The organism is Streptomyces sp. NPDC058221 (genome assembly GCF_042882365.1).
Taxonomy (GTDB): domain Bacteria; phylum Actinomycetota; class Actinomycetes; order Streptomycetales; family Streptomycetaceae; genus Streptomyces.
In genome coordinates this window covers 1-12,656 of sequence record NZ_JBHVWF010000192.1, presented here as the reverse complement: position 1 = coordinate 12,656, position 12,656 = coordinate 1, and the positions used below count along the sequence as shown (strand labels likewise).

General features: G+C 71.0%; 12 protein-coding genes and 1 pseudogene. 11 read left to right on the top strand and 2 right to left on the bottom strand.

Features of this window, described 5'->3' with window-relative positions; genetic code table 11:
* The first annotated feature begins 286 nt into the window (after nucleotides 1-286).
* The 5 genes from ACFVW8_RS35395 to ACFVW8_RS35375 all read left to right on the top strand — a co-directional run bounded on the left by ACFVW8_RS35395 (nucleotide 287) and on the right by ACFVW8_RS35375 (nucleotide 5,920).
* Nucleotides 287-1,711, top strand: coding sequence for an extracellular solute-binding protein (locus ACFVW8_RS35395; protein WP_389697455.1), 1,425 nt, complete (start codon nucleotides 287-289; stop codon nucleotides 1,709-1,711).
* Nucleotides 1,712-1,799: 88 nt separating this feature from the next.
* Nucleotides 1,800-2,759: a carbohydrate ABC transporter permease gene (locus tag ACFVW8_RS35390; protein ID WP_389697453.1), complete on the top strand. Its 960-nt coding sequence runs from the start codon at nucleotides 1,800-1,802 to the stop codon at nucleotides 2,757-2,759.
* Nucleotides 2,760-2,774: 15 nt separating this feature from the next.
* Nucleotides 2,775-3,734: a carbohydrate ABC transporter permease gene (locus tag ACFVW8_RS35385; protein WP_389697451.1), complete on the top strand. Its 960-nt coding sequence runs from the start codon at nucleotides 2,775-2,777 to the stop codon at nucleotides 3,732-3,734.
* 144 nt (nucleotides 3,735-3,878) lie between these two features.
* Nucleotides 3,879-5,504, top strand: coding sequence for a glycoside hydrolase family 13 protein (locus ACFVW8_RS35380; RefSeq protein WP_389697449.1), 1,626 nt, complete (start codon nucleotides 3,879-3,881; stop codon nucleotides 5,502-5,504).
* Nucleotides 5,505-5,593: 89 nt separating this feature from the next.
* Complete coding sequence (locus ACFVW8_RS35375) at nucleotides 5,594-5,920, top strand: cupin (RefSeq protein ID WP_389697447.1); 327 nt, start codon at nucleotides 5,594-5,596, stop codon at nucleotides 5,918-5,920.
* A gap of 9 nt (nucleotides 5,921-5,929) precedes the next feature.
* Here ACFVW8_RS35375 and ACFVW8_RS35370 read toward each other — a convergent pair whose 3' ends face one another.
* Together ACFVW8_RS35370 and ACFVW8_RS35365 are read right to left on the bottom strand one after the other, a co-directional pair.
* Nucleotides 5,930-7,198 (bottom strand): RNA polymerase sigma factor, encoded by a 1,269-nt coding sequence (locus ACFVW8_RS35370; protein ID WP_389697445.1) that lies wholly within the window; start codon nucleotides 7,196-7,198, stop codon nucleotides 5,930-5,932.
* Nucleotides 7,198-7,554: a YciI family protein gene (locus tag ACFVW8_RS35365; protein ID WP_389697443.1), complete on the bottom strand. Its 357-nt coding sequence runs from the start codon at nucleotides 7,552-7,554 to the stop codon at nucleotides 7,198-7,200. The genes ACFVW8_RS35370 and ACFVW8_RS35365 overlap by 1 nt, the downstream gene beginning before the upstream one ends.
* 153 nt (nucleotides 7,555-7,707) lie before the next feature.
* Here ACFVW8_RS35365 and ACFVW8_RS35360 point away from each other — a divergent pair, with 153 nt between their 5' ends.
* From ACFVW8_RS35360 to ACFVW8_RS35335, 6 genes and pseudogenes are all read left to right on the top strand, one after another.
* On the top strand, nucleotides 7,708-8,334 hold the full coding sequence (locus ACFVW8_RS35360; RefSeq protein WP_389697441.1) for a GNAT family N-acetyltransferase: 627 nt from the start codon (nucleotides 7,708-7,710) through the stop codon (nucleotides 8,332-8,334).
* A 99-nt stretch (nucleotides 8,335-8,433) separates the two neighbouring features.
* Nucleotides 8,434-9,306: an ABC transporter substrate-binding protein gene (locus ACFVW8_RS35355; RefSeq protein ID WP_389697439.1), complete on the top strand. Its 873-nt coding sequence runs from the start codon at nucleotides 8,434-8,436 to the stop codon at nucleotides 9,304-9,306.
* Between the two features lie 147 nt (nucleotides 9,307-9,453).
* Nucleotides 9,454-9,717: a type B 50S ribosomal protein L31 gene (locus ACFVW8_RS35350; protein WP_389697437.1), complete on the top strand. Its 264-nt coding sequence runs from the start codon at nucleotides 9,454-9,456 to the stop codon at nucleotides 9,715-9,717.
* Between the two features lie 170 nt (nucleotides 9,718-9,887).
* Nucleotides 9,888-10,820 carry a carbohydrate kinase gene (locus ACFVW8_RS35345; RefSeq protein ID WP_389697435.1) on the top strand — a complete coding sequence of 311 codons (933 nt, stop codon included), beginning with the start codon at nucleotides 9,888-9,890 and terminating at the stop codon, nucleotides 10,818-10,820.
* A 155-nt stretch (nucleotides 10,821-10,975) separates the two neighbouring features.
* Entirely contained in the window at nucleotides 10,976-12,217 is a 1,242-nt protein-coding gene (locus ACFVW8_RS35340; protein WP_389697433.1) for a beta-ketoacyl-[acyl-carrier-protein] synthase family protein, read from the top strand.
* A 68-nt stretch (nucleotides 12,218-12,285) separates the two neighbouring features.
* Nucleotides 12,286-12,656 (top strand): annotated as a pseudogene (locus ACFVW8_RS35335) (acyl-CoA oxidase); the annotation flags it as partial.

Genomic DNA, 12,656 nt, shown 5'->3' with positions numbered 1-12,656 from the left:
CCCGTGATGCGCAAATCGCTTGCGCACCGACGTGCGAAGTTTGCAGGAACGGGGCGGCCGTCCGGTCGTGAACCGTGCGGAACCACCCCTGGCGTGCTGTCTCGGCCCCTTGGAGCCGGGCGGCACGCCTCTGTCGTGCGTCGCAGGAGGCGTGCGACGGTCTGTCAAACTTTTACGAAAACTGCGCGAGATATTGCGTTCACATGTCGACGCTGGTTGAGTGTGGCACGCCCCGGCAGAGAGCCGGCCGAGGGCCTTCCATGCTCATGCCCGAAGGGGACCATCGATGAGAAGTGCTGGGTTCAGCCGCACTCGCCGTACAAGCCGTGCCTCAGCGGCCGCGCTCGTCACCGCACTCGCCCTGACCGCTCTCGCCTCCTGCGGCACGAGCAGCAGCGACAGCGGTGACAAGGACAGTGGATCCAAGGGTTCGTCCGACCCGTCGGCCCCGCTCGACCCCAAGGCGAAGGTGACGATCTCGATCGACTGTATGCCGCCGGCGGCCAAGGCCGCGGAGCTGCGTGAGTGGAACGAGGACATCAAGACGTTCAACAAGACCTACCCGAACGTCACGATCAACGGAAAGTCCACTCCCGGCCAGTGCAACGAACCGCCCCGCTTCACGGCGATGCTGAAGGGCAAGTCGCAGCCCGACGTCTTCTACGCGTACTTCAGCGACCTCCAGCAGGTGCTGGACAACGACGGCGCCGAGGACATCTCCGCCTACGTCAATGACAAGTCGGTGCCCGCGCTCAAGGACATCCAGCCCCAGGTCATCGATGTGGCCCGCAAGGACGGCAAGCTCTACGCCCTGCCGACCAGCAACTACACCATGGGCCTGATGATCAACCGGAAGCTGTTCACGCAGGCCGGTCTGGACCCGAACACGCCGCCCTCGACCTGGGAAGAGGTCCGCAGCGCGGCGAAGAAGATCGCGGGCCTGGGCAAGGGCATCGCCGGCTACGGGGAGTACAGCGCCGGCAACAACGGCGGCTGGCACTTCGCGGCCGCCCAGTTCGGTCTCGGCGGGGACGTGGTGGACGCCTCCGGCAAGAAGGCGGCCTTCAACGACGCCACCGGCAAGCAGGTCCTCCAACAGCTGCACGACATGCGCTGGGATGACGACAGCATGGGCAAGACCCAGCTGCTGAAGTGGGGCGATCTGCAGAAGCAGATATCCACCGACAAGCTCGGCATGTTCCTCGCCGCCCCCGACGACATCGCGTACATGGTGCAGCAGCTCGGTGCCAAGTACGAGACGTTCGGCCTCGGTCCGATCCCCGGCGCCAAGGGCACCCTCTTCGGCGGCAACAACTACATGATCAAGAAGGGCAGCTCGCCCGACCAGATCAAGGCCGCCGTCGCCTGGCTGAACTTCAAGAACCTCAGCCCGGGCAAGGGCCAGTTCGACTGGGCACGCACCAAGGCCGACAAGCTCCCCGTCGGGCTGCCGCAGCCGAACTTCTTCCTGGGTGACAGCAAGGCCAAGGACGACAAGGCACGCACCGACAACGCCTCGATGCCCATCGAGAACTTCAAGGCCTTCATGGACAACCCCGTCAAGGGCAAGGCCGAGCCGCCGAAGGCGCAGGAGGTCTACAAGATCCTCGACAACGCCATGTCGGGTGTCCTGACCAACAAGGACGCGGACGTCGACAAGCTGCTCTCCACCGCCGAGCAGCAGGTCAACCAGGTCCTGGCGAACCAGTAACGGACGCGCGGGGCCGGGTCACGCGGACCCGGCCCCGCATCCCGGCCCGTCCCACTGCGTTCCAGCTCACCGGCACCGAGGAGACACCATGTCGGCCCCTACTCTGTCCCCCCGCAAGGCGACCAGGCCTGGCAAGGGACATGCGCGCCCCGCCCGCCGGCCCTCCGCCCGCGAGGAGTTCCTGCGGGCCGTGCGCCGCAACATCTCAGCGCACGGCTTCCTGATCGGAGCAGTGCTCTGCTTCTCGTTCTTCTCCTGGTATCCGATGGTCCGGGAATTCATCCTGGCCTTCCAGAAGACCGAGAGCGGCAAGACCACCTGGGCCGGCTGGTCCAACCTGACCTACGTCTTCAACGACCCGGCGTTCTGGCAGGCCTGGCGCAACACCCTGCTGTTCACGGTGCTCGCGCTCGTATTCGGCTTCGCCGTCCCGTTCGTCGTCGCCGTCGTGCTCAACGAGTTCCGGCACGGGCAGGGATATCTGAGACTGCTCGTCTATCTGCCCGTGATGCTGCCGCCGGTCGCCTCCGTACTGCTCTTCAAGTACTTCTACGACCCCGGCTACGGACTCTTCAACCGCATCCTGGAGATCTTCCATCTGCCCGCACAGCAATGGCTCCAGGACACTGATACCGCGATGCTCTCGGTCGTCATCGCGGCGACCTGGATGAACATGGGCGGCGCGACCCTGATCTACCTGGCCGCGCTCCAGGGCATCCCCGGCGAGCTGTACGAGGCGGCCGAACTGGACGGTGCAGGGCTGTTCCGCAAGGTCTGGCACGTCACCATCCCGCAGACCCGGCTCATCCTCTCGCTGCTCCTGCTCATGCAGATCATCGCGACGATGCAGGTCTTCACCGAGCCCTTCCTGCTCACCAACGGCGCCGGCCCGGAGGGCTCCACCACCACCGTCGTCTACCTCATCTACCAGTACGCCTTCAACTTCAACAACTACGGCAGCGCGGCGGCACTCGGCCTCGTCCTGCTCGTCGTCCTCGCGGCAGTCTCCGCGGTGTACGTACGACTCAGCCGCAGCAGCGAAGACTAGGACGGGAGAACGACCATGGCATCGAACACGCTTGTCTCCCGGCGCGGGAGCGATGTGCGCAAGGCCGGACGGCGCAGGGCCGCACGCCCCGCCGACGTCGGGCGCCAGCGGACCCTGATCTCGCCGGCCCAGCTCGGCAGGAGCCGCGGCAGGACCGTCTACTGGATCGTCTTCGCGCTGGTGGTCCTCCTGTTCACGGTGGCCTTCCTCGGCCCGCTGTACTGGATGGTCACCGGCGGTCTCAAGACCACCCAGGAAGTGGTGCAGAGCCCGCCCACCGCCTTCCCCAGCTCGGTCCACACGGAGAACTACAGCCAGGCCTGGAACGTGATGGACCTGTCCAAACTGCTCTTCAACACCCTGTACTACGCCTTCGGAGCGCTCGCCTTCCAGCTGATCTTCGACGTCGCCGCCGCGTACTCGCTGTCCAAGCTGCGGCCGGTGTTCGGCAAGGTCATTCTCGGCATGATGCTGGCCACCCTGATGATCCCGGCCACCGTCCTGGTCGTACCGCAGTACCTCACGGTCCTGGACGTGCCGATCTTCCAGCGCAACCTGGTGAACTCGCCGTGGGCGATCTGGCTGCCGTCCGTCACCAACGCCTTCAACATCTTCCTGCTGAAGCGGTTCTTCGACTCCATCCCGAGAGAACTGCTCGATGCGGCCGCCATAGACGGCGCGTCCCCGATGCGCACCCTGCGCTCGGTGGTCCTGCCGATCTCCCGGCCGATCCTCGGCGTCGTCTCGATCTTCGCCGTCGTCGGGGTGTGGAAGGACTTCCTCTGGCCCATGCTCACCCTGCCCGACCCGAGCAAGCAGACCCTGAACGTGGGCATCTACTCACTGTCCAACGGCGTACCGGAGAACGTCCTCATCGCCGCGCTCACCATCGCGTCCATCCCGACGCTGCTCATCTTCCTGCTCTTCCAGCGCAACATCATGAGCGGTCTCACCGCGGGTGGTCTCAAGGGCTAGCAGGTCCCTCCGGGACCGAACCCGCCCCCGCCCGGGGGACCCCCCGCCAAGCAGCCCTCCCCTCAGCACTCCGCCGCCGGCCCGACCGTCCTGCCCCGCTCGCGGGCCGGCGGCGGAGTCCCACCTGCCCGAAAGGAACGCCACGTGGCAGCCAACCGTCCGTCCGACGCCACCGCGAACTGGTGGCGCGACGCCGCCATCTACCAGATCTATGTACGCAGCTTCGCCGATGGCGACGGTGACGGCACCGGCGACCTCGCGGGGGTACGGGCCAGGCTGCCCTACCTCGTCGAACTGGGCGTGGACGCACTCTGGTTCACCCCCTGGTACCTCTCGCCGCTCGCCGACGGCGGCTACGACGTGGCCGACTACCGCTCCATCGACCCCGCGTTCGGCACCCTGGCCGAGGCGGAGAAGCTGATCGCCGAGGCCCGTGAACTCGGCATCCGCACCATCATCGACATCGTGCCCAACCACGTCTCCGACCAGCACGTGTGGTTCCGTGCCGCCCTCGAAGCCGGCTCCGGCAGCCCCGAGCGCGACCTCTTCCACTTCCGCAAGGGGCGCGGCGCCGACGGCGAGATCCCGCCCAACGACTGGGTCTCCGAATTCGGCGGCACGCCCTGGACCCGGCTGGACGACGGGGAGTGGTACCTGCACCTCTTCGCCACCCAGCAGCCCGACCTCAACTGGGCGCACCCGGCGGTCCGCCAGGAGCACGAGGAGGTGCTGCGCTTCTGGTTCGAACGCGGCGTCTCCGGCGTACGGATCGACTCCGCCGCCCTGCTCGCCAAGGACCCCGCACTGCCCGACTTCGTCGTGGGCACCGACCCGCACCCCTTCATCGACCGTGACGAACTGCACGACATCTACCGCTCCTGGCGCGCCATAGCCGACGAGTACGGCGGCGTCTTCGTGGGCGAGGTCTGGCTCCCGGACACCGAGCGGTTCGCCCGCTACCTGCGCCCCGACGAGCTGCACACCGCCTTCAACTTCAACTTCCTGGCCTGCCCCTGGGACGCCGGGAGGCTGCGCACCGCCATCGACGACACGCTCGCCGAGCACGCCTCGGTCGGCGCCCCCGCCACCTGGGTCCTGTGCAACCACGACGTCACCCGTACCGTCACCCGCTACGGCCGCACCGAGACCGGCTTCGAGTTCGCCGCGAAGGCCTTCGGCACCCCGACCGACCTGGACCTCGGCACCCGCCGGGCCCGCGCCGCCGCCCTGCTCTCGCTGGCCCTGCCCGGTGCTGCCTACCTCTACCAGGGCGAGGAACTTGGCCTGCCGGAGGCGGACATCCCGCTGGACCGGATCCAGGACCCCATGCACTTCCGCAAGGGCGGCGCCGACCCCGGCCGCGACGGCTGCCGGGTACCGCTGCCCTGGTCGGCGCAGGGGCCCTATGCCGGATTCGGCTCCACCGCCGAACCCTGGCTGCCGCAGCCGGACGGCTGGTCCACGTACGCCGCCGACCTGCAGAGCGAGGATCCGGACTCGATGCTCACCCTGTACCGCGAGGCCCTGCGGCTGCGGCGTGCGGAGCCGGGGTTCGGGACAGCGGGGGAGCCCGGCATACGCCGGCTGGCCTGGCTGGACGCCGCGCCCGGAGTGCTTTCCTTCACCCGGACCGGCGGACTCGCCTGCGTCGTCAACCTGGCCGCCGATCCGGCCGAGCTGCCTCGCCACACCGAGGTGCTGCTGGCCAGTGGCCCGCTGGACGGGGCGTGGCGGCTCCCGCAGGACACCGCGGTCTGGCTGCGGGTCTGACCTCCGGAGGGGCGACGATCCTGCTCGTGGACCCGGCGGGTCCACGAGCAGGATCGCGGGGGGCCGAGGGCTGCGGCACAGTAGGGCATATGGACGCAGAGAATGATCTGAATGCCCTCGCCGCCGAACACCTGGCCGCGGCCCGCACCTCTCCGCACGGCCGCAGCGCCCACCTCCTGCTGCACGAGGAGCCGCTGCGGCAGACCGTCATCGCCCTGACCTCAGGTTCCGCGCTCGACGAGCACAACGCCCCGCCCGCCGCCTCCCTCCAGGTGCTGCGCGGCCGAGTCCGGCTCACGGCCGCGTCCGGCGATGTGGAGCTGGCACCCGGACGGCTGCACCCGATCCCGCAGGAGCGGCACGGGCTGCTCGCGCTGGAGGACGCCGTGGTGCTGCTGACGGCGGTCAACGGCTGACAGCCCGGGTCAGCCGTCGGGCAGCGCCCGGCGCCGCCCGCGCAGGAAGTCCTGCTCGGCCCTGTTCCCCGACAGGTCCGCGGCCCTCTCATAGGCCGACGCGGCCTCCCGGGTACGGCCCAGCCTGCGCAGCAGATCCGCCCGCACGGCATGGAAGACGTGGTAGCCGTCGAGCTCCAGCCGGTCCACGAGCGCGAGGGCCGCTTCCGGGCCCTCCACCTCCGCCACGGCCACCGCCCGGTTCAGCGCCACCACCGGGGTCGGGCCGACGGCGAGCAACTGGTCGTAGAGCCGCAGGATCTGCCCCCAGTCCGTGGCGGACGCCGTCGCCGCGTCGCTGTGCACGGCGTTGACCGCAGCCTGGATCTGGTACGGACCCGGCCGGCCCCGCCGCAGGCACTGCCGGACGAGCGACTGCCCCTCGGCGATCAGCGCCCGGTCCCACAGCTCGCGCCGCTGCTCGTCCAGGGGCACCAGCCCGCCGTCCGGCCCCGAGCGGGCGGGACGCCGCGATTCGGTCAGCAGCATCAGCGCCAGCAGCCCCACCGCCTCCGGCTCGTCGGGCATCAGCGCTGTCAGCAGCCGGCCGAGCCGAATGGCCTCCGCGCACAGGTCCTCGCGCACCAGCCGGTCGCCCGAACTCGCCGCGTACCCCTCGTTGAAGACGAGATAGACCACAGCGAGGACGGAGCGGACCCGCTCGGGCAGATCGGCGTCCGACGGCACCCGGTAGGGGATCCGCGCGGCACGGATCTTCGCCTTGGCCCGCACCAGGCGCTGCGCCATGGTCGGCTCCGGCACCAGGAACGCGTGGGCCAGCTCTGCGGTGGTCAGGCCGCCGAGCAGCCGCAGGGTCAGCGCGATCTGCGCGGGGGTGGAGAGCGCGGGATGGCAGCAGGTGAATATCAGGCGGAGCCGGTCGTCGCGCACGGGGCCCTCCTCGGCCGGTCCTGTCCCGGCATGCAGCAGTGCGGCCTGGGCGTGCCGGTCGGCGCGGGAGGCCTCACGGCGCAGCCGGTCGACGGCCCGGTTGCGCGCGGTGGTGATGATCCAGCCGGCCGGTGCGGGCGGCAGTCCCGTCACCGGCCACCGGTCGAGCGCCGTGGTGAAGGCCTCCTGAACCGCTTCCTCGGCCATCCCGATATCACCGAAGGCGCCGACGAGCACGGCGACGCACCGGCCGTACTCGGCACGGAAGAGACGCTCGACCTCCCGGACGGGCACGGCCGGCCCGTCAGGCCCGCCGCCCGGGGCGGACCGTCCGGACGAACCCGTCATCAGCCCTCCACTTCACCCTCGAAGGGTCGGACCTCGATGGGCAGCCCGATCGCCAGTGCGGCCTTGCGGCCCCAGCCGAGCCCTTCGTCCAGATCGGCGGCCCGGATGATGCTGAGCCCGCCGAGGTACTCCTTCCCCTCGATGTACGGGCCGTCGGTGAGCACCGTGCCGCCGTCCTTCGCCCGTACGACGGTGGCCGTGCTCGGCGCGCTCAGCCCGCCGTCGAAGACCCAGGCCCCGGCCTGCTGGAGCTCGCGGTGGAAGCCCTCGACGTTCCGCATGATCCGTTCCAGCTCCGCGGGGGCCGGCGGCACGCCGTCCGTGGGTGTGACGACGCTGAGCAGGTAGTGCTTCATGGTGAGCCTCCTCGTTGGCGACGCCGGCGCCGTGCCGGCCTCTCACCCTCTATACGAACGGCTGCCGTCAGGATCGACACAGGACACGGCCGTGTTCGGCGATTTTCTTCAGCACCTCTTCTGGGAGCGCTCCCGTGTCGGCAGGATGAGGCCATGACCTCAGTAACCGGCCTTCGTCCCTACCGCCCCGACGATCGCGCCGCCCTCGCGGACATCTGCGTCCGTACGGCCGACAACGGCGGCGACTCCAGGCGCCTGTATCCGGACCTGGAGCTGATGCCGTCGATCTTCGCCGCGCCGTACGCGTACCTGGAACCCGATCTGGCCTTCGTGATCGACGACGGCGCGGGCCGGGCGGTCGGATACATCCTCGGGACGGCGGACACGCCCCGGTTCGTGACGGAGTTCCGCAAGCGCTGGCTCCCCCTCGTCGAGGACCGCTACCCGCGGCCGGAGGGTGCGCCGCGCGGCCCCGATGACGAGATGATCGCGCTCCTGCACAACCCGGAGCGCATGGTCCTGCCCGAACTGGCCCGCTATCCGGCCCACCTGCACATCGACCTGCTCCCGGACCGGCAGCGCAAGGGGTACGGACGGGTGCTGATGCGCACGTTCCTGGCAGCCCTGCGTGCCAAGGGGGTCGAGGGGGTGCACCTGTCCATGCTGACCGCCAACACCCCGGCGAGAGCCTTCTACGACCGGCTCGGCTTCACCGAAATGCCGGTGCCGGACCCCGGGCCCGTCAGCTACCTGGTGCGCTCCACCGAGCCGGACCTGTAGAACGACGCCGTGCCGGGGGTGTCGCACAGGATCCGTGGGCAGGTACTGGTGAACGAGCCCGGGCCGCGACGAAGCGGCCGGTGGCGAGAGGTGTACGACGTGAGGGAGCAGACCGTGTGGCAATTCTCCGACGACCGCGGGCAGTTGTCGTCCGCGGAGCGACGCCCGACGAGGGTGCTCGCCTATGTCCAGGCCGGCGCGACCTTATGGGATCAGGGGATACGGCCGAGCGCGATATTCGGCTCCGGCCACGACGACCCGGTGGTGCCCGACATCGCGAAGACCGGATCGCTGCCCCTGGCCGAGGTCGCCTACATCGGCGCGGGCACCACGCTGGACGCGCAGACGCTGCTGAGCGCCGAGCCCGACCTCGTGGTGGCCGTCAGCTACGGCGGCGGCCAGGTCTACGGCATCGCCCCGGAGACGGCCAAGCATCTGGAGGAGCACGTTCCGGTCGTCGTCATCGACGTGGGCCAGGGACGCACCCTCGCGGAGATCGGCGACCGGTTCGCCCTGCTGGCCCGTTCGCTGGGCGCCGAGGAGCCCGCGGCGGCCATCGAGGAGCTGGAGGCCGCCCGGGACCGGCTGCGTGCGCTGACGGCCGGACCGGACCGGCCCAGGGTCCTCGCCCTGTCCCCGGCCGGCCAGGAGCAGGCACACCTGGCCGGCCCCCGCATGTGGCCGGAGCTACGGGTCCTGGCCGAGCTCGGAGTCGGCCTGGTGGAGCCGGCCGACGGCTCCGGTGCCAACTGGTCCACGGTCGGCTGGCCGGAGGCCGCGGCCCTGCGCCCCGCCGTCCTGCTCGCCGACATCCGGGTCAATGCCACCCCGCTGAGCGAGCTCCGGACGAACGTGGAGTGGGCGGCGATCGAACGCACCGCCCGGGTGGTCGCCTGGAACCCCGAGCCGGTGTGCAGCGCGCGGGCCCACGCGCGGTTCCTGGAATCGGTGGCCGACGCGCTGGAGGGATAGGGCCTGTCCGTGAAGGGCCGGACGCCCCCTGGACCGTGTATGCCGATGCCCCCGTACGGACGTGTGCGATTCGCGCCGGCCGCCTTGGTTCGCCAGGCTGGCCGGGAGTGTCCCGTGCCGGTACCCGCACGTCCCCAGGAGTAGTCGATGCAGCAGGACAAGCACCCTTCCTACCGTCCCGTCGTCTTCCGTGACCGCTCGGCGGGCTACGCCTTCCTGACCCGGTCCACCGCGTCGAGCGAGCAGACCATCGACTGGGACGACGGCAGCAGCTACCCCGTCATCGACGTGGAGATCTCGGCCGAGAGCCACCCCTTCTTCACCGGCAGGGCCCGGGTGGTCGACTCGGAGGGTCAGGTCGCCAAATTCGAGCGCAGATACGGCGAGGACGGGAACACGGGGGCCTCCTGACCCGTACGGGGACGCGAGCCCCCGGCCCCTCTCCGTGGGCCGGGGGCTCTTCGCGTCATGCCCGATGACACCATCGGCAGCACGCACGCGGCAGGACCGGGCCCAAGACGCCGGGATGCCGCGCCGCCTGCCAGGACACCTGCGTCACGCACTCCGGGAGACCGCCCCTCATGCTCGAAGGACCCGACCTGCTGGTCATCGGTGAATGCGTCGCGGACATCGTCCGGCTGCCGGGTGCGGCCGACCGGGTGCACCCGGGAGGCAGCCCCGCCAACGTCGCGTACGGCCTGGCCGGACTCGGACACGGTGCGACGCTGCTCACCCAGCTCGGGCCGGACGGCAACGGGCGTCTGATCCGGGACCATCTGGCCGGCGCCGGGGTCGAGGTCCGCACCGACGGGGCGAAGGACCCGACCCCGTCAGCCGTCGTGACCCTGGACGGCAGCGGCCGGGCCACGTACACCTTCGAGATCACCTGGACGCTCGGACCGGTATCCCCGGACCGGCTGCCCCGGCACGTGCACACCGGGTCGATCGCGGCCGTGATGGAGCCCGGGGCGGCGGCGGTCGTCGCCGCCGTCGACTCGCTGAGGGCGGCGGCGACCGTCAGCTACGACCCCAATGTGCGGCCGGAACTGATGGGGGAGCACGAGGCCGCCGTCCGCAAGGCCGAGCGCTGTGTGGCACTCAGCGATGTGGTCAAGGCGAGCGACGAGGACCTGGAGTGGCTGTACCCGGGTGAGGAACCGGCGAGGGTCGCCGAGCGGTGGCTCGCCTCCGGACCGGCCGTCGTCCTCGTCACCCGCGGCGGCGACGGGGCGTTCGCCGTCCTGCCCGGTGGGCAGGTCACCGTCGACGCGCTGCCCACCGAGGTCGTCGACACGGTGGGCGCGGGGGACGCCTTCATGTCCGGCGCTCTGCACGCGCTCGCCGCATACGGACTGCTCGGTGCGGACGGCCGGGAACGGCTGCGCTCGCTGGACCGGGCGACTGTGACCGACGTCCTGCGCCACGCGGCGGCCTCCGCGGCCGTGACCGTGGCCCGGGCCGGGGCCAACCCGCCGGACCGCGCGGAGCTGGAGGCGGCACTCGCCCGGGTCTGAGCCCGCCCCGTTCGCACCCGCCTACTGCATACGGGTGACTGGTGGTGGGGCGCGCCGACGGGTGAGTGACCCGTTCGGCCCAGTGGGCGCATCCTCGCCCCTGACGCGGCCGTTCGATCGGCCGCGGACGTGAACGAGGGCGGGAGGGCCGCGGCATGGCGTGGGACGGGGCAGCAACTGTGGTGACGGGCCTGGGGCTTGTGACCCCGGTGGGCGCGGACGAGCACACGTTCTGGGCGGGGCTGTGTGCCGGGGCGGGCGTGGCCAGGCGCTGCGAGGACCTGGCCGGTCTGCCGGTCGACTTCGCCTGCCGGGCCGACGTACCCGACCTGGACGAGGCGGTGGGCGGACGAGCGGTGTGGCGAATGGCGCGCTTCGTGAAGATGGCCCTTGTCGCGGCACGCAGGGCCGTCGCGGACGCCGGGCTTCGCCCGGGGGGCTGGGACGGCGGCCGGGTCGGGGTCGTACTGGGCGTCGGAGTGGGCGGTGTCTCCGTACTCGTCGACAACGTCCGCAGGCTGGACGCGGACGGGCCCCTCGCGGTCTCCCCGCTCCTCGTGCCGATGATGATGCCGAACGCGGCCGCCGGGGAGGTCGCCATCGACCTGCGCGCCCACGGGCCGAGTCTGGCCCCGGCCACCGCCTGCGCGTCGGGCGCCACCGCGATCTCGGTCGCCCGCGATCTGCTGACGAGCGGGCGGTGCGACGTGGTCGTGGCGGGCGGTGCGGAGTCCGTGCTGACTCCGCTGGTGGTGAGCGCCTTCGCCGGGATGGGGGCGCTCTCGGTGCGCACCGGTGATCCGGCGGCCGCTTCGAGGCCCTTCGCCGCGGACCGCGACGGGTTCGTCCTGGGCGAGGGCGCCGCCGTGCTCGTACTGGAGCGGGCCGGTGACGTCCGGGCCCGAGGCGGGCGGGCGCGGGCTGTGGTGGCCGGTGCGGGCGCCGCCACGGACGCCCACCACCCCACCGCGCCCGACCCGGGCGGCCGGGGCGCCCGGCGGGCGGTCGAGGCCGCACTGGGCGAGGCCGGCTGGGCCGCCCGCGACGTCGACCACGTCAATGCGCACGGCACCTCCACCCCGCTGAACGACGCGATGGAGAGCGAGCTGATCGCCCGGCTCCTCCCGCACCGGCCCTCGGTGACCGCGCCGAAGGGAGTCATCGGGCACACCCTCGCGGCGGGTGGCGCCATCGAGGCGGCGGCCACCGTGCTGACCCTGGAACACGGCGTCGTCCCGCCGATCGCCAATCTCGACGCACCGCCGCCGGAGTCAGGTCTGGACTGCGTGACGAAGGCTCCCCGCAGGCAGGACGTCGAGCGAGCCCTCAGCCACTCCTTCGGATTCGGCGGACACAACGTCGTCCTCGCCTTCGAGCGGGCCCGGACACCCTGTTGAACAGAAAGGGAATGGCCGCTCATGCCTGATTTCGGGTGTCCTGGCCGATTCCTGATCGTTCCTGTCGTATGACCACAACGATTGACACCAGCGCGGTGAGCGGAGCCGGACCCGAGCGGGTCGCGGACCGGCTCACCGAGGTACTCCTGGGCGCGGACGCCCGCCGGGAGCACGGTTTCTGGCGGCGGCTCATCGCCACCGAACCGTTCCGCCGCCCGGCCGGACCGCCGCCGGGGCCGACCCCGGACGAGCGGCTCGCGCTCGCCCACCTGCGGCTGCGCACGCTCAACAACGCGCTGGACAGCGGCGCCAGGTCGGCCGCCGACCCGCGCGCCCTCGCCGCACTGCACGAATGGCTCGCCCCGGTGGACCCGGCGCTCACCACCGTCGCGGGAATCCACTACAACCTCTTCCTCGGCACCCTGCTGGACCACGACGC